Source organism: Polynucleobacter sp. MWH-CaK5 (genome assembly GCF_018687615.1).
In the GTDB taxonomy this organism is placed as follows: Bacteria; Pseudomonadota; Gammaproteobacteria; order Burkholderiales; family Burkholderiaceae; genus Polynucleobacter.
The window spans coordinates 263875-285643 of record NZ_CP061299.1; the positions used below are offsets into that span (position 1 = coordinate 263875).

The window sequence follows — 21769 nt, forward strand, 5'->3', positions numbered from 1 at the left end:
TGATATATTAATATTAACTCTAGCCTCGGAGACTTAGAATTATCTCAACGTACTCTTGAGTAGTATTTCTCTTAAATTTTCTGCTCCTAACCCGCAAAAATTATCTAATCTTTCGCGCGTTATCATCTTTTCTTGTAAATCAAGTAATTGTTGCTGGTTTAAAAATTTATTTATTCTACTTGGAAGCCCAAGACTCATTAGTAATTCTTGAGTACTCTTCAAAATTTCATGTGTGTAGCTGTCGATAGATAACTTAGTAAGGTTGTAACTAAGTAATGCTGGTAACGTAAAGCTACATGCTAGTCCATGGGGCACACCATAATGAGTTGTTAGTGGGTATGATATTGAATGTGCGAGAGCTGTCTTAGTTTGGCTTATTGCTAAACCGCTAAGTAGACTAGCATTTTGTAAATTTTTTCTTGCTTCAATCGACTGAGGTTTGTTTACTGCATCTAAAAGATATAGGTTGGACAGGCGCAATGATTCTGTTGCAAATAAACGAGTAATGGGCGTACAGTTTTTATTCCATAACGATTCTATCGCATGAGATATTGAATCTAAAGCAGGATAAATTGTGTTTTCTTCGTTTAGTGTTAGTGTTAATTTTGGATCGTATAGGGCGACATCTGAAAACATAAAATCACCCATTAAAGAATATTTTTTATTCTTTTCGTAATCCCAAATTGTTGCAAAAGGAGTAACCTCTGAACCGCTGCCAGAGGTGGTTGGTATTAAAGTTAGGGGTAAGCGATTTAACCAAGGCATTTTTATTTTTGATTGAAAGATATCAACCAAAGAAATATTTGTTTGGTTAGGCAGTAAAGCTACAGCTAATATTTTTGCTGAGTCTAGTACGCTTCCTCCACCTAAACCTATAACGTTATCAATATTTATTTTTTTAAGGTTTGAAATAGCAGCATCTAGGTGTTTAATATCTGGATTAGGTTTAACGTCATCCCATACTGTAATCTTATTGGGCCTCAGTATCTTCGAGATTGACTGTGCTAAACCTCTCTTAATGAATCCTTGTGATGTAACTAGTAACGTATGCTTTGAGTGAAGTGGAGTGGTTAGGCTGTCAATAGAGCTTGATATGATTTGAACGGGAACAAAATGTGACCATGCTGTTTTAAGAAGCATTTGCAGCTTTCATGAAAGCTAATTTGTTTTCTTCCGGGGTATTTTTTGGTCTGCCCAAATCATCTCTGGCACCGTTTTTTATTTTTAATTCCAAAAAACTTGGACCATCAGTATTTACTAGTTTTAACCAAGATTTTTTGAGACTTATCAAATCTGTCGCCAATTGGTAGTTTGAGTAACCGCAACCCTTTGATATTTTTTTAAAATCAAGGTTCCCTGCCACAGTGGGTTGCCCTCCGACTGACTCATGACAACCATTATTAAATAAAACGTGGATAAATTTATTTGGTTTATAGTTCCCTATCACTGGAAGTGAGCCCATGTGCATCAGGAGTGAGCCATCGCCATCTAGACATATGACACGTTTTTTGGGTTGGCCAATCGCAACCCCTAGGGCTATAGAAGATGTGTGCCCCATTCCGCCGACTGTTAAAAAATCACACTGGGCTTCATTTCTCTTGGATCTTAGTTCATATAACTCTCTAGATGTTTTTCCTGTGGTCGAAATAATTAGGTCATTTGAGGCGCATAAATTTAATAGCTCTGATAGAGCTTCTTCTCTTATTAAATTGGATAACCCAGCAGATTTTTTGGTGGATTTATATTTTGTAAATGTGTCTTTACATATGACTAATGCTACTGGACCATTGCGAGACTGCATGGTTTTAAATGTGGTCTCAAGAGTTTCTAAGATATTGGTGTTGGGATTAATTATCAAATATGGAATCTCAAGAGTGTCAAGTTGATGTAGTGTAATTCTGCCTTGTTTAATGTGTTGTGGTTCATCTGCTATTTCAGGTTCTCCCCGCCAACCAATAATGAGAAGAATCGGTATTTTATACACTTCAATATCGGCAAGTGATGTGAATGGATTAATTATGTTACCTATACCAGAGTTTTGCATGTACACGGCGGCCGTTTTACCAGTCGATAAATGGTAACCCATAGCTAGCGCCAAAGCATTTCCTTCATTTGCGGCAATTAGATGTTTTTGTTTTTCTACGTGATCGTCTACATAAGAGCAGAAACTTGAGAGTAGTGAATCTGGCACTCCAGCATAAAAGTTGACGCCATGCTTCTCTAAGTGATTAAAAAAGTCTTCTGGTGCGATCATTATTTTGTACCTGGAATTAATTCAAGAATATCCTTTATGGGTAAAAGGTGTGCGTCAGCTTCTGCAGATCTTGCATTTGTTAAAATTAATTTTGCGGTATTAAGCATGGCCGGGTAGGCGCTGCGCAGTAAGTGATTTGCATAAATAACAATATTTGCACCATGAGAGGTTAGTTCGTCTTCTGTAACCATGTTGTAGCTAGATGGAACAACAACTAAGGTTTTACGATTTGGCAATTGGTTATAGAGGTTGCAAAATTTAAAAATTTCATCGGGAGATGTTTTACGGCTGTGAATCATGATGCCATCTGCCCCAGCATCAAGGTAGGCCTTGGCTCGTATAAGAGCATCATCCATGCCCTTATCTAAAATCAAGCTTTCTATTCGGGCAATAATCATGAATTCGTCTGTTGCCTGAGATTGTTTCCCTACGCGAATTTTTTCGCAAAAATTAGAGATTTCATCCTGCGTTTGAATTACATCGTTTCCAAAAAGTGAATTTTTTTTGAGACCAGTTTTATCTTCAATTATGATTGCCGAAATTCCTAATCGTTCCAGTGTGCGCACAGTAAAAATAAAATGCTCTGCTTGGCCGCCTGTGTCGCCATCGTAGATAATTGGTTTGGTTGTAACTTCTAAGACTTCGTTTAGAGTGCTTATGCGTGCGCTAAAATCCACAGCTTCTATATCTGGTTTACCTTTAGCCGTTGAGTCTGTTAGACTGCTGCCCCACATGCCATCAAATTCACGTATAGTTCCATCGGGCAATGTAATCGTTGTATTTTCGATAATTAACCCAGTTAGCGCATTGTGTATATCAAGGAAACGTACTATTGGTTTAACTTGTAGGAGGCGTCTTAGGCGGTTGCGACGAATATCGGGAGTAGTCCCCATTTCCTTTAGTGTTTTTTGAATTGCGGTTGACGAGATTCCATCTGTATATGGCACCTCAATTAATTCCCCACCCCATTCTGCCAGAGTGTCAATAACTCGTTGACGTGTTTCACGCTGAATACCTTCTTTCCAATCGTCACCGTGAACAACAAAATCTGGTTTGAGAAGGCGTAAATTTGCAGAATAATCTAGCGTGGATTGAGTGATGACGTGACTAACACCTTTGATATTTTCAATGACCATCTTTCGTTGTTCAAATTTCATGAAGGGAAGGCGTTTATAGCTCGTAATTGCTGAGTCTGTTAGTAAGCCTACGGTTACTTCACCATATTGAGCAGCCACTTTAAGAATGTTTAGGTGGCCTGGATGAATAAGGTCTGCGCTCATGCCAACGTATACTTTTTTCATTGAGTTTTAATATTGAAGTTAATTTTTTGGTTTTAGGTGTGGGTGTGGGTGATAATTTCTATTATTTGGATAATATAAATATTTTTTCATTTTAATGGTAATGCAATTTCACTTAATTGTTGTGATGCATAATGAGCCTTTAATTGCGTATTGCTAGAGTTGGTTTGTCATTGGATATATACGCAAATCAGCAAGCCATTTTCGCACGATTTTTTTGATAGGGCACGATAATTTACTGTTGGTTAAAAAATGCTGAATTTCAATAGAATTATAAAGTTACTAACTCTCAAGGAAAAGCTACAGGCTTTATTGTTACTTATCATGATTATTATCATGGCTTTTCTCGATGTTATAGGTGTTGCATCAATCATGCCATTCATGGCTGTACTAGCTAACCCAAAGATTATTGATTCAAACCAACTATTACAATTACTTTATAAATCCCTGGGGTATGAAACTGCTAGTGGTTTTTTATTTTTTCTGGGAGCGGCTGTTTTTTTATTAATGGTGGTGTCTTTGGTTTTTAAGATGTTTACTAATTATGCGTTGATTCGTTTTTCTTTAATGCGCGAACACACATTAGCCATTAGATTAGTTAAGTTATATCTTAATCAGAGCTACGATTGGTTTTTATACAGAAATAGTGCCAATTTGGGAAATACAATTCTTTCGGAGCTCAATCAAGTTATTGGTGGCGCCTTTATTCCTTTGATGCAATTAATTTCAGGGCTAGCAGTTATCGCTGCTATGTTGTTATTTTTGATATTTATTGACCCCGTGCTTACTTTGATGATATTTGCATTTATGGGGGGTGTTTACATCATTTTATATTGGCTGATATCTTCGTATTTGGCAAGAATTGGTGAAAGAAGGCTATTTGCTAATCAGCAGAGATTTGGAATACTAAGCGAGGCATTTGGTGGTATTAAAGATATTAAAGTTGCTAACTTGGAGATCGAGTATCTAAAGAGATTTACTGAGCCCTCAAAAATTTATGCGAAGTATCAGTCAATTTCAGCACTTATTGGTCAATTGCCTAGATATTTTTTGGAGGTAATTGCCTTTGGAGGCATTTTATTAATAATACTTTTTCTTTTAAAAGAAACTGGGGATGTTGGTCAGGTGCTGCCGATTGCTACGTTATATGCTTTGGCTGGCTACAGGTTTATGCCGGCGCTTCAACAAATTTATGCCGCCAGCACTAGCCTCAAATTTACAAGTGCTTCATTGGATGCTTTGTATAAAGATTTCCTTGAGGTCTCAAAAGTTGAAAGTTCAATTTTGGCGCCCAACTCTATATCTAGGTTAGTGTTTAAAACTAAAATTTCAATAAATAATGTGTCGTATCGCTACCCCCAAGCAAACAATTACGCTCTGTGTGATATGACATTTGATATTTATGCTAATACAACAGTTGGTCTCGTTGGGGTTAGTGGTAGCGGTAAGTCAACTTCAGTGGATCTCATTATGGGTCTTTTGGAGCCTAGTTCTGGGTCTGTCTTAGTTGATGATGTAACACTTTCTAATCAAAATAAAGCATCATGGCAAAAATTGATCGGGTATGTTCCTCAGCAGATTTTCTTGGCTGATGACAGTATTGCATCAAATATTGCATTTGGGGTAAGGTCTGACCTAATTGATATTGATCTTTTGGCTCAAGCAGCAAAAATGGCAAATCTACATGATTTTATTATCAATGAGTTGCCTAATGGTTATGATACGTTTGTGGGTGAGAGGGGCGTTCGATTGTCGGGTGGTCAAAGGCAAAGAATAGGAATAGCAAGAGCACTTTATCGAAAGCCGAGTATTTTAATTTTGGATGAGGCAACTAGTGCGTTAGATAATTTAACTGAGCAAGCAGTCATGGATGCTGTTAATCAATTAAGTGGGCGATTAACTTTAATTTTAATTGCGCATCGGTTGTCGACCGTAGAGAAGTGTGATCAATTATTTGTGTTTGATCATGGAAAGATTGTTGCTCAAGGAAAATTTCACGACTTAGTTGAGCAAAGTCAGTTATTCCGATCCATGGTCAATCGTCACGTGGAGATTTAAATCATTAAAAGCGAAGATGACGTGATCAATTCAAGCGATATACCTATGTTGCGTATGAAGCAATTGCGTATGCTTGATGTTTTTGTTGATATTTGCAATAAGAACCATTTAAATTATTGGCTCGACTTTGGTACGTTATTAGGCGCTATAAGACATCAAGGTTTTATTCCTTGGGATGATGATGTAGACGTTTCTATGCCATTGAGTGACTATTATAGATTCATCGAGATTGCAGAAAAATATCTACCCGATGACATTTTCCTTCAAACACCACACACAGACCCAGGATTTAAGCAAGCATTCATTAAGCTACGTGATCATAATTCAACATTTATCGAGTTTCATGAGACGGGGCTAATGCCCTACCATCAAGGTATTTTTATAGATATATTTCCATCATATGAATACTCCAAAATTCCCACGTTGCTGAGAAAAATAATGCAACGCACTACGGTTTTTTCTCGTTACTTCTTATGCGTCACAAGAAAGAAGGTTTTTTTAAATTGGCCTCTATATCAATTTTGTAAATTATTTTGGTTTTTTGCTTCGTTATTTAAAAAGGTGGCATTTGGTCAAATTCCTGAAGATAATGGCTATATGTATGCTAGTCCGTTGACTAATTTGTATCCATTGGGCCAGTGTAATTTTGAAGGTAAAACATATAACTGCCCGGCTCTGCCTCATGAGCATTTGTCCGTTTTATATGGAAAGCATTACATGACTCCACCCAATGTCAGCAATCGAGTTCCTCATGCAAAGTTAATTCTACCTAATGAACCTTGCCCTCAGTCTAGATTAAAATTGAGCGTTAATTGAGTGATAAAGTGAATCATTTTGCACCGGTAGCTGTATTTGTATACAACAGACTTCAAAATACAATTGAAGTTATTGAGGCTTTAAGAAAAAATCGTTTGGCCATGCAAACAGAGGTTTATTTTTTTTCAGATGGCCCAAGACATAAAAAAGATGAATCTTCAGTTCAAGAAGTCAGAAATTATTTAAGATCGGTGAATGGTTTTAAAAAAATTCATCTAGTGGAGCGCGAACAAAATTACTATATTGAAAAAAACATAATTTTGGGTGTCACCTATGTTATTAATAAGCATGGGTCCATCATTGTTTTGGAAGATGATGGCGTGACTTCAGAAGACTTTTTAGAGTTTATGAATGGAGCCCTAGATTTTTATAAGACTTTTAAAAAGGTCATGCATGTTGCCACCTTTACCTTCATAAATATGCCAAATGGTTTTAATAAAACATTTTTTTGGCGCTACACTGAAAACACTGGCGGTGGTTGGGCAACTTGGAAAGATAGATGGGCTAAGTTTGAGTATTTTCAAACAAAAGAACAAGCATTGAGTTCAATGTCTGAGACTGAAAAGGACTGGGTTGAGATGTCTGGTGAATATAAGTGCTTAGATCTACTAAGGTTACAGCCTATACCTTGGGATTTGTGTTGGTATATTTCAGTTGCAAAAAATCAGGGCTTGGCAGTGCAAGCCCCCTGGGCCTTGACTGTTAATAATGGCCTTTATAACGGCACCCATTTTAATTTCTTTAATAGATTATTAGGGCGCAGCCCATTTGAAACTAATTTATCAGCACCACGAAAAATCATTTTTAGTGAGGATGTGGTCGAAGATAAGTATGCTCTTGGCCAACTTATCAAGTTTTATAAAGAAATGCAGAGTAATAAAAGGGCTAAGGCAATACATTTTCTGCTGAGAATATTAATCTATTTAAAAGTTACGAAAATAGTTAAGTTCATCTTGAAAATTTATAGAGGATCAGTCAGTTGAGATCATTCATACATGAATTAATTGACAGATATGATCCATCTAGAATATTTAGGCGATGGTTGACACGTAATTTCTTGAAGTCTAAATATCCATATCTCGTTTTAAATAAGCCCCATCCTATTAGTGAATGGTGTGGTTTTGACCGTGGCACACCAATGGATCGCTACTATATTGAATACTTTCTCGAGAGTCAGCAACAGTTGGTAAGGGGAGTATGTCTTGAGGTTTTAAATAACACTTATACGACTTATTATGGTGGTGATAATGTGCTAAGTTCTGATGTTTTAGATATTGATGCGTCTAATAGAAATGCAACGATAGTGGGTGATATTAGACAGCTTGATGCTGTTGATGATGAAACGTTTGATTGCATCATACTTACCCAAGTTCTTCAATTTATCGATAATTTAGATGCGTCGATAAGTGAGTGCAATAGAGTTTTAAAGACAGGTGGTGTTTTGTTGGTTACTTTGCCCGCAATTGGTAGGGTTGATTCTATTTCTGGAGTCCATGGAGATTATTGGCGGTTTACTACTGCTTCTGCAAAGTATATATTTGAGAAAAAATTTTCTAGAGATAAAGTTTTAATTAAATCATTTGGCAATGTTCGTTCCGCAATGTTGTTTTACGCCGGTATGGCTATTGAAGATATTTCAAAGAGTGTTTTAGATGTTGTGGATGAGAATTTCCCAATGATTATTGCTGTAAAGGCTATAAAGTGAAATTTTTATTGAAAGAATTATTTAAAAAAGTCCCATTTTTAATTTTTTTTTATAGACTTTTAAATAGGACAGCATATTTATTATTAGAATTGTGGAGGCTAATTGAATCTTGGTTGATAAAAAACACCCAGCCTTCTGCGATCATACTTTTATATCATCGTGTCGCTGAGGTTAAATCTGATCCTGCGAAGCTAGCAGTCACACCGATTTGTTTCGAACAGCACATAATTTTTTTGAAAAAAAATTATGAGGTCATTTCCTTAGAAGAGCTTATCGAAAGGTGTCAAAGTAACTCCTTAGTTGGCAAAGAGGCAGTTATTACTTTTGATGATGGTTACCAAGATAATTTAAATGTTGCTTTGCCTCTCCTTGAGAAGTACCAGGTACCTGCAACTATTTTTGTCACAACTGGAATGATAGGAGAGGTTCCGAATTTTCAGTGGAGTGCTGATTGCTTATCTGAAGATCAGCCAAGATATTTAACGAGTGATGAACTTGTTTTTTTAGCTAATCATCCTTTAATCAGCATAGGTGGCCATACCAAAAATCATGCCAGATTGTCCGACCTTAATTTTATTGATCAATACGATGAGATTTCCAGTAACAAAAAACATCTTGAAGAAATCATTGGCAAAGATGTAAACCTCTTTGCATATCCATATGGCAGATTTTTTGATTATGATCACAATAGTGTGAGAATAGCGCGACAATTAAATTTCATATGTTCTGCCGAAAATATGCCGGGTTTAATTACGTCTAAGTCTGACTTGTTTAGATTGCCTAGATTCAATGTCAGAAATTACACGATTGATGAACTCTCTAGGCTGGTTTTTCATGAAAGATAAATCTGGCATGATAAAACTATCAATAATAATTCCTTGCTTCAATAGTCAAAAAACATTGCTTGAGGCAGTTCAATCATGTTACATGCAAGGTTTTGATTTGCAAGATTTTGAGGTTGTTATTGTAGATGATGCATCCAGTGATGCAACAAAAGAAGTTATTGAGCAGCTACTAGATCAGTACTCAAATGTAAAAGCTTATTTTCATGATCAAAATATGGGTGGAGGGGCGGCAAGAAATACTGCGGTCTCAAGGTCAGTGGCGCCGGTAATATTTTGTTTGGATAGTGATGATATTTTACCTTCGGGAATGTTAAGAAAGATGTATGAGCATCTTCTGTCGAATAAATTGGACGGAATTTTATTTTCTGAGACAAGGTTCTTTGAAAAAAATATTAATGAAACTGAGGTGGTTTCCAATAAAGGAGTTGGTTCATTAATAACTTTTTGGGATTTATATGAAACGGGTTCTGGATTTTTAACCCAGGTTAATTTTATGTATACATCAAAGGCATTTGGTGTTCTAGGTGGTTATCCAGTTAGCCACGGTTTTGACACCCAAGGTTTTGGGTTTAATTTTTTAGCGCAGAATCTTAGAGTTGCAGTTTGTCCTGAAACTTATTATTTTCACAGACGACAGCAAGCAGGAAGTAAATCATATTATGAGCGTGAATATGAGAAGGGGTTGCTTTCAATTAATACTTACCTTTGCATTGAAAAGGCGCTCAACAGATTTGATGAAAACTTGATTTCTTTGATATTAAATTATGATATTTTTAAAAAAAATACACATGGAACAAATGCTAATCTTCATGATGCGATTGCTTATAGTTACAGGAATCGGGGCTTCGCTATAGCTAAAAATAACGATAAACGTAATGTTAGAGAGATTTTTATTCAACTATGCAATTTTTTGGATGGCGAAGATTATTTGTCAGCCAATGAGAGCTATGTAAAGTGCTTGAGATTGCTGGGTGTTGTTACGCCAATCATGCTCTTTATGCAATTAAGAATTGCCTATGGCCTAATGGGTGTCGGACTCCAAAACAGAGATAAATTTGCAATTAAATATTTGCTAGAGTTGAATGTTTTTCAGAAGAGAAGGATGAAGAGATTGCCGTCTTTTTTGATTAAGTTTAAGAATCTTTTAGTGCAATTTATTCCCAAAAATATATAAATATATGAATTATCCATTGCATCTGGATATTCCAGTTTTGGTAATTTTCTTTAATCGACCAAGTAAGTTAAAGGAGAACTTGCAGCAACTTTCAAAAGTAAAGCCTAGAAATATTTATTTTACTTGCGATGGTCCAAGAAATAATTCTAATCAGGATCTGGTTCTTATAAGGGAGTGCCAAGATTTAATTGACAATTATGTTACTTGGGAATGTACTGTAAATACCTATTATTCTAATATTAATTATGGTTGTGATGAATGGGTGCCTAGGTCTATCACATGGTTTTTTTCGCACGTTGATCGCGGTATTATTTTAGAAGATGATTGTCTTGTTGGGGAGAGCTTTTTTATTTTTTCTCAGGAGTTGCTTACTCTATTTCAAAATAATTCTAAAGTAATGAATATTTCTGCAGCTAATTTTCAGAGTGTAAAGTTCGGTGACGCAGATTATTACTTCTCAAAATACCCGGCTAATTGGGCTTGGGCTACATGGAAAAGAGCTTGGGATTTATACGATTCATCGGTTGAAGGATTGGATGATTTTTTTAAAAACACAAATAATTTATCCACCATCTTAAAATCTTCTTCTGAGAGAAAGTATTGGAGGAGATTTTTTTTGGGGCTTAAATCTGGCAAGTATACATTCTGGGATGCCAAATGGCTTTACTCAATCTGGAAAAATAATGCCTTGTCCATATCTCCAAACATTAATATGGTAAAAAATATAGGATTTGGATCTGACGCCACTCATACCCAGAATTTATCCGATGATATGAATATGAGGATTTCCGATTTAACATCCTCAATATCTCATCCAATTTTGCCTCTTGAAGTTAATGCAGATGCAGATTATTTGCTATTTAAAAATCGCTATAAGCCTAAGCTATTGGCTAGAATTAAATTTACTCTCTTGAGGATTTGGCGAGCATTATGAAGATCTTGACAATTAATGCTAGTGATAATTCAGTTGGTGGTGCTGCTAGGGTTGCCATAACTCTACACAAAGCTATCAACGATATTCAAGGTTCAAGGTCAGATATGTTTGTTGGTAGAAAATACTCAACAGATTGCCGAACAAAAGAAATCCACAGAACGTCTTTCTCGAAATATTTGGCCTATTTTCTTTCTAATGATATTGATTTTTTTTCAACAAAATACTTATTGAGAAGCCCTGAATTTATATCCGCAGACATTGTTCATCTTCACAATATTAATGGTTGGTATTTCAATTTGAAAACATTAATTGAAATGTCAAAACTGAAACCAATAGTTTGGACTTTACATGATTTTTGGGCCTTAACTCCTCACTGCTCAGCCACATCTAGCCGTGATCTTAGCAATGGCCTATATAAGTGTTCGAATGCATCTATTTATCCAAGTATGCTTTGGAATAATGACAGATACTTATCTTGGAGAAAAAGTAATTTGTATGGTGAATTGAGCGCTAATATTGTGACGCCTTGTTCATGGCTTAAAGACGCGGTGACTTTAACTTCATTAGGTAGCCAAGAGATTAGTGTTATACATAATGGGATTGACACAAATATCTTCCGCCCTTATACAGATTTATCAGATATTCGATCTGAGTTAAATTTATCTAACAAGCCCATTATTTTGTATGTCGGCGCCGTGCAAGATGAGAATTTAATTAAAGGTTTTTGTGATTTTGTTTGGATTTCAAAGAATTGGAAAGGTTGTAATGTTCAGTTTGTAGCCATTGGCGGCGAGACTGATGGTGTTAGGGATGGAATTCACTTTATTAAGAAAATAGCAGATCAAAAATTGATGGCCAAATACCTAAATGTCGCTACGGTATTGGTACTTCCATCTAGATATGAAATTTTCCCATTAGTCGTTCTAGAGGCTTTGGCATCTGGCACTCCAGTGGTTGCTTACGATGTGGGGGGGGTTAAAGAGTGCTTGGGTAATATTGAGGGCTGTTTTGTTGTTGAGAAGGAAAATAAATTGGCTCTTTTAGCTTCGGTGAGGCAAGCAGTAGAGGCAAATATTAGGTTAAGTGATAGGGTAACTCAGTTGATGGTTGATAAATTTTCATCTGAAATAATGGTTGCTCGGTATTTATCTTTATATAGAGAAATAATTAGTCAATGATATTAGTTAGATTGAATGGTGGTTTAGGTAATCAGCTTTTTCAGTATGCTGCAGGGTATGCCCTTGCAAAGAAGAATAATGTTGAACTAAAGATTGATTTGTCATCATATTCTGAAAATAGATCTAGGCTGCCTGAAATTTTGAAATTATCAATATCAGCAAAAATTGCAGATATTGATGAGGTTAGGCGGTACAGAAATCCTTATGGGATTATTTCAAAAGTAAAAAGATTTATATCTCAAAAAATATATAAAAAATACTATGTTGATTGGGAGCCAAGTGTGTTGAATAAGTCTGGAAATATATATTTAGACGGTTATTTTCAGAGTGATTTATATTTTAGTCACTGTACTCAAGATCTAGTACGTGAATTTCAAATATCGCAGCAAAGATTAGACAACATATCCGATACCATAAGTTTAATTCACGGCTTACCTAACTGCGTCTCAATTCATGTGCGAAGGGGGGATTACGTGACCGATCATAGGACCAAATTTTTACATGATATTTGCGGTAATTCTTATTTTGGGGAAGCAGTTGCAAAAATAGAAAGCATTCTTGAGAGCTGTAATTTTCTGGTATTTTCGGATGATATTGATTGGGTAATGAAAAACATGGATTTACCACAATCAACTCATTATATATCTGGGCGGACTCGTTATGATGGCAACGTTCTTGATTCTGTGGACGAGTTATATTTAATGAGTATTTGTAAGCATCACATCATATCTAACAGCACATTTAGTTGGTGGGGTGCTTATCTAAATTCAAGTGCTGAAAAAAGAGTAATCTATCCCAGTTTATGGAACAGAAGCTCATCTTTTAAGCATAGATATATTATTCCTACAACTTGGAATTCTCATAAAATAATAACTTATTAAAGATATGCTCAAAAATTTTTTTTGGGGTAGGGTGAATAACCACTATACAAATTACCTCGCTCCAATTGTTTTTTTACCATATTGTTTGGATGTTTTGCTTCATGTCTTTTTTGATGCTACTAGCATATTTAAGTCAATACATGGGGCTTTTGCAGTTTCTATATTGATTGCAATTGCACTTTATTTTTTCATGAAAAAAAATTGGCATATTAAATTTGATGTTGTGTCGATTTGGATTATCTTGATGATGTGTCAAGTAGCCTTATCAACAATTTGGAGTTTCCAGAATGTTGGGTGGTTCAATATAGTCTTATTTGTTTGCTTAACTCTGATTTATTTAAAAAGACCAAGCCTCGTTGAGATTGATTTTGCTGTCCAAATATTTATGTCATTGATGGGGTTATCAATATTGTTAAGTTTAATTTTCAGTATTAACGAGTGGGGCTGGACACAACATAATATTCGTCATCCATGGGTAAGATTATTGGGTTTTGAGATTAAGAGATTGGCTGGGCTTTTCCCTGGCCCTGGCATGCTAGGAATGACCTCTGCAATTCTATTAATATACAGCGCTGTTAATGTACAGAAAAGTACTTTATGTGCAATTTCTTTATTTGGGTTATTGTTGGCAGATTCAAAAGCCGCGTTCGTTGCAATTTTTTGTAGCGCTCTTTTACTTATTTTTTGTATGCGAGGTGATAATCATCGCCACAAAAATCGGTTAATTCTTATTGTTGTAGGTGTCATCATGTATATGATTGCAATTCCAGCGAGTCTCTCATTGGAAAGCAATGAACATCGTTTATCAATATGGGGTTTGTCTTTTTTGGGTGGTGGTTTGACTTCTGGATCTCACCAGGGAGAGTGGGGGGTGGCAAGCCATCATCATAATTTTATTTTAGATGCTATCTATCGAGATGGTTTTTTGTTGACTGCTATTTACACCCTGATTTTTCTTGTCATGTTAGTTTTTTTAAAACAAGCAACCAACAAGAGAAATTATTTATTTTTGAGTTTGCTTATGCCGGTTGTGGTTTATTCCATGTTTGACCTAGGCATTATTTGGGGCAAGCTAAATATTGCAACTATGACACTAATCCTAGCAATGCTTGGTGAGAGTTCTGATGACTAGTTGTAATTCAAACTTCGATCAAAAAAGAATATCTGTTAGTGTTGTAATTCCCTGTTATAGGTCAAGTCAAACACTTTGGCGAGCTATTAGCTCAATTAAGCGACAATCTGTATTGCCTTTAGAGGTACTATTGGTTGACGATTGTAGTGATGATAATGATGCTACATATCAGTTATTTCAAGAAATCAAGCTTGACGCAGAGAGGCATCGGTTATTTGATGTTGTTTTGCTGTCGCTCAGCGTCAATTCTGGCCCTGGCTGTGCCAGAAATCTTGGCTGGGACGCGGCTCGTGCTGACTACATTGCATTTTTAGATGCCGATGATTCATGGCATCCGCTTAAGCTAAAGATTCAATATGAATTTATGATCTCAAATAAAAATATTGACTTATGTGCACACGGATCGGTCTCAAAAGTTGGTGGCGAATCTACTTTAGGCATCTATGATGGGCATTATCCCACTAAGTCAGTTAAATTATTTCCTATGTTGTTTAAAAATAATATTGCTACTAGAACTGTAATGCTTAAAAATAATTGCAAGGAGAAATTTCATAATCTTATGCGTTACGCAGAAGATTATGATTTATGGCTGAGAATTATTGGCTCAGGTGGCCGGGTTGTATATCTTGATATTAATTTAGCTTATGTTTACCGGTCAGAGTGGAGTTCTGGTGGTTTAAGTGGAAATTTATGGGCTATGCAAGTGGGGGAAAGTAAGGCGCTATTTAATCTTTATAGGTGCAAAAAAATTTCCTTTCCAGTTTTACTTATCGCAGAAGTTTTTTCGTGGATAAAATTTTTACGAAGAGTATTCATTAAGAGAGTGATTGGAAATGAATAGCTCTAAATCAAAAATTTGTATTGTTTGCGCTACTCCCTTGACCGTTCATTTTTTCTTTAAAAGACATATTGAAGGACTTGCCAATTTTTCAGATGTAGATTTGCTCATCAACTTAAGTAATGAAAAATTTACGCCAGATATAGATTTGCCAATTAAGGTGATTGATTTTCCAATTACGCGTCAAATTAAACTTATTTCAGACATAAAAGTACTGCTTATATTAGTCAAGCATCTCATATTGAATAAGTATGATTTGGTCTGGGGTATTGGCCCTAAAGCTGGATTGATATCTATGCTGGCTTCTTGTATTTGCCGCGTTAGATGTCGTTTATTTATATTTCAGGGCGAAGTCTGGGCATCTAAACAGGGTATAGGTAGATTTTTATTGAAAAAATTGGATCGGTTGACGGTCCGTCTTGCCACTTCAGTTTTGGCGGTTGGATTTTCTGAGAAGAAATACTTGGAATCTCAGGGCGTAGCCAAGAAGGATCAAATTCAAATTCTTGGTTCAGGGTCAATTTGCGGGGTTGATTTAAAGAAATTTAACGTCAATCGAGATGTGAAGGAAAAGCTCAGGTCTGATTTATCTATTCAATTGCAGGCTCGAGTGTGCTTATTTTTGGGGCGCATCAACAGAGATAAGGGTATTTTAGATTTAGTGGATGCCTTTAAATTGGCTCATCAAAAATCACCCAATCTATTTCTATTGATCATTGGACCTGATGAATTCGGATTGAATCAACTGATTCAATCTGAGTTGGTTGGTTATGAAAACTCTTACAAAATATTAGATTTTGTAACTGATACGGAAAAATATTATTCAGTAGCAGATTTTTTCTGTTTACCCAGTTATCGCGAAGGTTTTCCTATCTCAATTTTAGAGGCGGCAGCATCTGGGATTCCAACGATTGGATCTGATATTTATGGAATCAATGATGCATTAATTAATGGCGTGACAGGTATTCAATTTCCGGTTGGTGATATCGCAGCATTAGCAAATTCCTTGTTGAAATTCTCTGATAACTCTGAATATTGTGAGGGATTAGGTATTTCAGCCAGGAATCGTGTTGTATTGAACTATGAGCAAAGTATGGTCTGCGATCGCTACGTCAATTTTATGAGGGAATTGCTTAAAAATTAGCGATAATCACGACTATGAAGAGATTCCTTGATATCTTATTGGTCGTACTTTTTGCCCCCATTTGGCTACCTGTTTATGGCTTGGTTTTTTTCGTGGTATTGATCAGCTCCGGGCTCCCTGTTATTTACTGGTCAAAGAGAGTAGGTAAAGACAATGTTATTTTCTTAATGCCAAAATTTCGCACCATGAAGCTTGGTACGCCAACAGTTGCTACAGATCTATTAGTCAATCCTCAGCAGTATTTGATTCCTTTGGGCGGTTTTTTAAGAAAAACCAGCCTAGATGAATTGCCGCAATTGATCTCTGTTATTAAAGGGCAGATGTCTATTGTGGGACCAAGACCAGCTCTATTTAATCAAGATCAGTTGATTAAACTAAGAAGTTCAGTGGGCGTTGATCTATTGAGGCCTGGTTTAACGGGATGGGCTCAAGTCAATGGTCGCGATGATTTAAGTGACCAGCAAAAAGTTACTTATGATCATGAGTATTTGCAACGTCAGTCATTGCTATTCGATATCAAGATTATTGGGTTAACTGCACTAAAAGTGATTAAAAGTGGCGGGGTGGCACATTGAGTAAAAAAAATACGCCAGCCTATTTGCAAAATTTATTCATTGAATTGCCTCGACCACTAAAAAAGACTTTTGTTTTAGTGGTCGATGGGTTCTTGATCTTGTTGGCGACATGGCTAGCCTTCTCATTACGTTTAGATAGTTGGGATGTTCCTAAAGACAGTCATTATTGGGCGTACTACTTGGCATTGGCTTTCTCATTACCAACTTTTATTGCTTTTGGCTTGTATCGAGCAATTTTTCGTTATGCGGGCCAATTTACCATTGTGGCCATTGCCAAGTCGTCAGCTCTTTATGGCGTTGCTTTATTTGTAACTCTGAATTTGTTCTTTAAGCCAGAAGAAATCCCTCGCAGCATTGGCATCATTCAACCAATCTTGGCTTTCCTAGTAGTAAGTGCTAGCAGGTTCTCGGCTAGATTTCTATTGGGTCAAGTTTATCGGAATATTTTTGCGTATCAAGAGAGGCCTAAAGTCTTGATTTACGGGGCTGGTCAATCAGGAAGGCAGGCTGCTTATTCAATCCGGGCTGCTGAGACCATGACGGTCGTCGGTTTTATTGATGACAATAAAACATTGCAGGGCGGTACGATTGATGGCTTAAAAGTTTATGGAGCAGAGCAACTCTTGCGATTAAAAGAAGTGGCTGGCGTGAGTGATGTTTTATTAGCGCTGCCTTCTACCAAAAGATCACGCAGAAGTGTAATTCTGGCCGAACTATCAAGACATCATGTGCACGTGAGATCACTTCCTAATCTAGCAGATTTTGCTGATGGCACTTTACACCTCAGCGATTTAAAGGAGGTAGATATTGATGATTTACTTGGTAGAGATGTTGCTTTAGAGCTTGATGTTAAGGACACGCTTCATCAAGGCAAAGTTGTTTTAGTTTCCGGGGCCGGTGGTTCAATAGGTAGTGAATTATGTCGGCAAATTATTCTTTTGAAGCCTAAGAAAATAGTTCTGTTAGATCACAGCGAATTTAATTTGTACACCATTGAGCAAGAATTGTCGGAATTCACTCAGCAGCAGGGCCTAAAAATTGATTTACTGCCTAAATTAGTGAGTGTTTTAGATTATAAGAACCTACATGATGTTTTAAAGGCTGAAAAAGTTCAGATTATTTATCATGCTGCAGCTTACAAGCATGTACCCTTGGTTGAATCTAATATCGCTACATCAGTTAATAACAATGTTTGGGGAACTCTGAATCTAGCCAAGATTGCCCTTGAATCGGGTGTTGAGAAATTTATTTTGATTAGCACTGATAAAGCTGTTAGACCAACCAATGTGATGGGAGCAAGTAAACGCATCGCAGAGATGATTCTTCAGTCTCTAGCAGATAGAGGTGCCAACACTTGTTTCTCAATGGTACGGTTTGGAAATGTGTTGGGATCTTCTGGTTCAGTGATTCCGCTGTTTAGAAAGCAAATCCAAGATGGGGGACCAATCACATTAACAGATCCCGAAGTTACCAGATACTTTATGACCATTCCTGAGGCTGCCCAGTTAGTTCTTCAGGCAGCTAGAATGTCTCAGGGTGGAGAGGTATTCATTCTAGATATGGGGCAGCCTGTAAAGATTTTAGATCTAGCCAAGAGGTTGATTGACTTATCAGGCCTTAGTTTTAGGGATGATAAGAATCCTCATGGCGATATAGAGATTCAGGTGACTGGGTTAAGGCCTGGTGAAAAGTTGTATGAAGAATTATTGATTGGAGATAACCCTGTATCTACCAATCACCCCAGAATCATGAAGGGGCTTGAAAATTTCATGGCTTGGGATCAGCTAGAACTACAGCTTGCTCAATTAAGCGATGCTATATTAATCAATGACGAATCTGCAATTAAAGGCCATTTAAGGACGTTGGTTGCTGGCTATGTCACGCAATAGACTCATTAATTGGTGAGCTATTTTTTGCGACGAGAAATTCTGTGAAAATAACTTGGATTCTTCAGCATAATTTTTTCTAAGTGCGGCATTATTGCTAATTTCAAACATGGCTAAACCAAGTTCATCGGGATTATCTTCAGTGAAAGAAATCAGTTTCCCTAATTTGCCATTTTGTAGGATATCTGTAGGCCCGGTTGGGCAGGCAAGAGAGATGATGGGGCATCCCAAGGCCATACCTTCCAGCAAGCTCACAGGAAAACCTTCTTCACGAGAGCTCATGACAAAACCACCTGCTTTAGCCAAGTAAGGGTGCGGATTGGTTTGGTAGCCTAAAAAGTAAACAGCTTCCTCTAAACCTAATTTTTTGCTCAGGTCAAGTAAATCAACCCTATCTTCACCATCTCCAATAATTGCCAATGACCATTTGCAACCAAGTTCACGGGCTTTTGCAAATGACCTCAGTAATAAATGAATGTTTTTTTGATGGGTGAGTCTTGCTACAGAAACAAAGTACTCCCCAGGGGTGAGGTTTTCTGGAAAATCAATCGAGCACGCTGATTTTTTTAGAAGCGAATCTAAGTCTACTGGATTGGGAAGTACAAGGAGCTTATCTTTGAGATGGGGCCATACAAAACAAGCTTCTTCATACATTTCATCGCAAAGAACAACTAGTTTTTGATAATGCTTGAGGCGTTCTCCAATACGGCGAAGCTTGTTTGTGCCACCATTTCTAAAACGTTTGGGTCTAAAGTGGAAAAACCCAATTTTGGGCGCACCAATTAGGTGTGCGGATCTCAATAGAGATAAATCATAGTCAACCACTATATCTGCATGATGCTGATTGATGTGTTTGGCAATCAGCTTATGAATTTCAAATAATCCAATGGCATCAAGTAACTTATGGGCGATGCTTTTTTTTCGATTCATGTGCAAGTTTCCCCAAAAGCTCGTGCGGGGAAGCGCGCAATCATGATTCACAGCATCACTAATTTCTGATAAAAATGGGCTCTTGTGGTCTAACTCATAAATTTGATGGAGGATGAATGTGTTATCTGCTCGTGGTAGTTCTAAAAGAATATTGGTCAGGGCACGCTCAATACCGTGCTTTCCAAAGACTCCAGTGTTGAAAAGTATTTTCATTTTTCGGATGCCAACATGGCCCCTAGCCAAAACCAAATAAAGTGACCTTCGTGAAAGGTTGAGAAGTGTGAGTTTGCAAGACTGGTGGCGCACCATCCAATCAGCACTGTTAAGCCAATCATGCGATAAGGTTGGCTGACATTTTTGGTGATAAAGGCTGAAAAGATGATTGCCAAAAGTGCTAAAAATCCAATCACACCTTGTTCAACCAATATTTTTAAAAATTGATTATGTGGATCATTGGTTTTTGTTGCTGCTGGGCCAGTCAGATCTTTGATTTCATTATCTAATCCAACGGCAAAAGCTCCCGTACCAATGCCCAAAACCGGATTCTTTTGAATCATTTCAATGCTGTGTTTCCACCAATAAGTTCTGACCCCAATAGATCCGGCGTCTCCAGAACTTCTGGGTTGAGTCATCTCTTGAATACCTTCTAAGATTCTATTTCTAGATTTTTCAGCAGTAACAAAGAGGCCACTGGACATCACAATACTAGCTATCAAAACTAGAGTTCTTTTCTTGACTGATAAATTCCTGGTTTGATAAATCAAAAAAGAAATCAAGCAAATGAATGTGATGACATAGCCACTCCTTCCGTGAGTGACCGTTAAAATATTGATAAAAAATATCAAACTAGTAAAATACAAGGCAATCGATTGAATGTCAAAGATTGGTGACTTAGATGCCTTGGTGAGGCAAATGAGCATGGCTATTCCAAAAAACATGCCTTGCGTCGCATGATTTTTGACAATGATTCCAGCGGAGGTTGTGTAAAAAAATGTACCTGGGAAGTTATAGCTTAAAAACGACCATGCTAAGCAAGCAATAGACGTTATAAGAAAAGTTTGAATTATTAAATCTTTGGATGCTGTTTTAAAAAGAGCTACATAAGCAAATGGCAATATGAGAATTTTTCTCCAGCCATTGACCATGCCCCAAGCTTCATTGGATGGAGCAATGCTGTAGATTGCAGCAATAATAATAATTGCATAAAAAAGTAGGGCTGTGATACATATGGGTGAATTGAGCGCCTTAATGAGTCGATTTCTTAATGTCTTAGAGCTGATCACACTCAGTATGAGTAGGCCTTCAAGGATGTTGACAACTGGGGCAGAGAAAAACAAAGCAATCGTTAGGCCAGCCGCAATCCATTGAGTGATTTTTACTTGTATATCTTCCAATGAATGAATGGCTAAAGTGTTCATATTTTCTTAAAAAAATTGATTATGTCGTAATACGTTTGAGGACAAGTTCTGCGCTTAAATTTTTTCCACTCAAACAGTAATCTGTTAACTGATGGACTTTTGCGGCTACGGTTTTTATCTAAGGTGGTGGGGAATAAGCCAAAGACACTGCCTTGGGTCACCAATGATTTTTTGGGCCAGTACTGTGTAATTGAGCAATCTTGATCAATTTTAACGGTTGCATGGTCGGCCGGTAATGAAATGCGGTGCTTTTCTAACCACTCCATCCTTAATTTTATGGCCGTTAGGTCGGTGATGTAGGCTTCAGCAGTCGGCATGCTTAATTCATACAGATCATCTTTGTATTTAAAGAATTCTTTGGGCACTTTGGTATCGGCACCACCTAAAAAAATTAGATAGCCAGGGCTGATGTTATTTGCAGCCCGTAATACATTTTGTAGCTTTGTTGAAAAGTTGTCATCAAGAACGACATCATCCTCAAAAACTAAAATTTGTTGATGCTTGTTGTGCAGGGCTTTTTTCCATGCACAAATATGTTTGAGCGTGATTGATTTGGCGGCTGGTGATAACGTTGAAGGTTGCGAAAAATATTGCTGATCAACGGCGTCGTTAATTGCGTATATGTCGTAATCAAAAATAAACTCAAACGCAAGTTGATGCTTTGCCATCTCTTGTCGGACATGGTTGATTCTGTCAGTGAATG

20 protein-coding genes are annotated in these 21769 nt (G+C 37.0%); 14 read left to right on the top strand and 6 right to left on the bottom strand.

The genetic code is table 11. The features are described 5' to 3' along the window. Window positions 1-39: 39 nt before the first annotated feature. The 3 genes from GQ367_RS01380 to aepX are packed head-to-tail and all read right to left on the bottom strand — an operon-like array spanning window position 40 to window position 3555. Entirely contained in the window at window positions 40-1140 is a 1101-nt protein-coding gene (locus tag GQ367_RS01380; RefSeq protein ID WP_215290840.1) for a phosphonoacetaldehyde reductase, read from the bottom strand. Further along, complete coding sequence (aepY, locus tag GQ367_RS01385) at window positions 1130-2254, bottom strand: phosphonopyruvate decarboxylase (protein WP_215290842.1); 1125 nt, start codon at window positions 2252-2254, stop codon at window positions 1130-1132. Before aepY ends, GQ367_RS01380 begins: the two co-directional genes overlap by 11 nt. After that, window positions 2254-3555, bottom strand: coding sequence for a phosphoenolpyruvate mutase (aepX, locus tag GQ367_RS01390; protein ID WP_215290844.1), 1302 nt, complete (start codon window positions 3553-3555; stop codon window positions 2254-2256). The genes aepY and aepX overlap by 1 nt, the downstream gene beginning before the upstream one ends. A gap of 321 nt (window positions 3556-3876) precedes the next feature. On the opposite strand from aepX, the gene GQ367_RS01395 reads away from it, so the two are divergent. The 14 genes from GQ367_RS01395 to GQ367_RS01460 all read left to right on the top strand — a co-directional run bounded on the left by GQ367_RS01395 (window position 3877) and on the right by GQ367_RS01460 (window position 18721). After that, window positions 3877-5610, top strand: coding sequence for an ABC transporter ATP-binding protein (locus tag GQ367_RS01395; RefSeq protein WP_215290845.1), 1734 nt, complete (start codon window positions 3877-3879; stop codon window positions 5608-5610). 69 nt (window positions 5611-5679) lie between these two features. Then, window positions 5680-6426, top strand: a complete 747-nt coding sequence (locus GQ367_RS01400) for a phosphorylcholine transferase LicD (RefSeq protein ID WP_371818554.1) — start codon at window positions 5680-5682, stop codon at window positions 6424-6426. Continuing rightward, complete coding sequence (locus GQ367_RS01405; protein ID WP_215290849.1) at window positions 6423-7409, top strand: glycosyltransferase; 987 nt, start codon at window positions 6423-6425, stop codon at window positions 7407-7409. The genes GQ367_RS01400 and GQ367_RS01405 overlap by 4 nt, the downstream gene beginning before the upstream one ends. Before the next feature lie 59 nt (window positions 7410-7468). Then, complete coding sequence (locus GQ367_RS01410; protein WP_215290851.1) at window positions 7469-8131, top strand: methyltransferase domain-containing protein; 663 nt, start codon at window positions 7469-7471, stop codon at window positions 8129-8131. Then, entirely contained in the window at window positions 8128-8976 is an 849-nt protein-coding gene (locus tag GQ367_RS01415; RefSeq protein ID WP_215290852.1) for a polysaccharide deacetylase family protein, read from the top strand. Before GQ367_RS01410 ends, GQ367_RS01415 begins: the two co-directional genes overlap by 4 nt. Beyond that, a complete protein-coding gene (locus tag GQ367_RS01420) occupies window positions 8966-10150 on the top strand; it encodes a glycosyltransferase family 2 protein (protein ID WP_215290854.1) in 1185 nt (394 codons plus the stop codon). The genes GQ367_RS01415 and GQ367_RS01420 overlap by 11 nt, the downstream gene beginning before the upstream one ends. Window positions 10151-10154: 4 nt before the next feature. Further along, window positions 10155-11084: a hypothetical protein gene (locus GQ367_RS01425; RefSeq protein ID WP_215290856.1), complete on the top strand. Its 930-nt coding sequence runs from the start codon at window positions 10155-10157 to the stop codon at window positions 11082-11084. Continuing rightward, window positions 11081-12262, top strand: coding sequence for a glycosyltransferase (locus GQ367_RS01430; protein ID WP_215290858.1), 1182 nt, complete (start codon window positions 11081-11083; stop codon window positions 12260-12262). The genes GQ367_RS01425 and GQ367_RS01430 overlap by 4 nt, the downstream gene beginning before the upstream one ends. Beyond that, a complete protein-coding gene (locus tag GQ367_RS01435) occupies window positions 12259-13143 on the top strand; it encodes an alpha-1,2-fucosyltransferase (RefSeq protein WP_215290860.1) in 885 nt (294 codons plus the stop codon). The genes GQ367_RS01430 and GQ367_RS01435 overlap by 4 nt, the downstream gene beginning before the upstream one ends. Window positions 13144-13147: 4 nt before the next feature. Continuing rightward, window positions 13148-14275: a hypothetical protein gene (locus GQ367_RS01440; RefSeq protein WP_215290862.1), complete on the top strand. Its 1128-nt coding sequence runs from the start codon at window positions 13148-13150 to the stop codon at window positions 14273-14275. Continuing rightward, window positions 14268-15116 carry a glycosyltransferase family A protein gene (locus tag GQ367_RS01445; protein ID WP_215290864.1) on the top strand — a complete coding sequence of 283 codons (849 nt, stop codon included), beginning with the start codon at window positions 14268-14270 and terminating at the stop codon, window positions 15114-15116. Before GQ367_RS01440 ends, GQ367_RS01445 begins: the two co-directional genes overlap by 8 nt. Beyond that, window positions 15109-16257: a glycosyltransferase gene (locus GQ367_RS01450; protein WP_215290866.1), complete on the top strand. Its 1149-nt coding sequence runs from the start codon at window positions 15109-15111 to the stop codon at window positions 16255-16257. Before GQ367_RS01445 ends, GQ367_RS01450 begins: the two co-directional genes overlap by 8 nt. Window positions 16258-16271: 14 nt before the next feature. Continuing rightward, window positions 16272-16832, top strand: coding sequence for a sugar transferase (locus tag GQ367_RS01455; RefSeq protein ID WP_215290868.1), 561 nt, complete (start codon window positions 16272-16274; stop codon window positions 16830-16832). Beyond that, window positions 16829-18721 (top strand): nucleoside-diphosphate sugar epimerase/dehydratase, encoded by a 1893-nt coding sequence (locus GQ367_RS01460; RefSeq protein ID WP_251370179.1) that lies wholly within the window; start codon window positions 16829-16831, stop codon window positions 18719-18721. The genes GQ367_RS01455 and GQ367_RS01460 overlap by 4 nt, the downstream gene beginning before the upstream one ends. On the opposite strand, the gene GQ367_RS01465 is transcribed toward GQ367_RS01460, so the two are convergent. From GQ367_RS01465 to GQ367_RS01475, 3 genes are all read right to left on the bottom strand, one after another. Next, entirely contained in the window at window positions 18686-19648 is a 963-nt protein-coding gene (locus GQ367_RS01465) for a glycosyltransferase (RefSeq protein ID WP_215290870.1), read from the bottom strand. The two genes, GQ367_RS01460 and GQ367_RS01465, sit on opposite strands and share 36 nt — an antisense overlap. Before the next feature lie 209 nt (window positions 19649-19857). Next, window positions 19858-21066, bottom strand: coding sequence for an O-antigen ligase (locus tag GQ367_RS01470; protein ID WP_215290872.1), 1209 nt, complete (start codon window positions 21064-21066; stop codon window positions 19858-19860). Next, window positions 21063-21734 (bottom strand): glycosyltransferase family 25 protein, encoded by a 672-nt coding sequence (locus GQ367_RS01475; protein ID WP_251370180.1) that lies wholly within the window; start codon window positions 21732-21734, stop codon window positions 21063-21065. The genes GQ367_RS01470 and GQ367_RS01475 overlap by 4 nt, the downstream gene beginning before the upstream one ends. Between the last annotated feature and the right edge of the window lie 35 nt (window positions 21735-21769).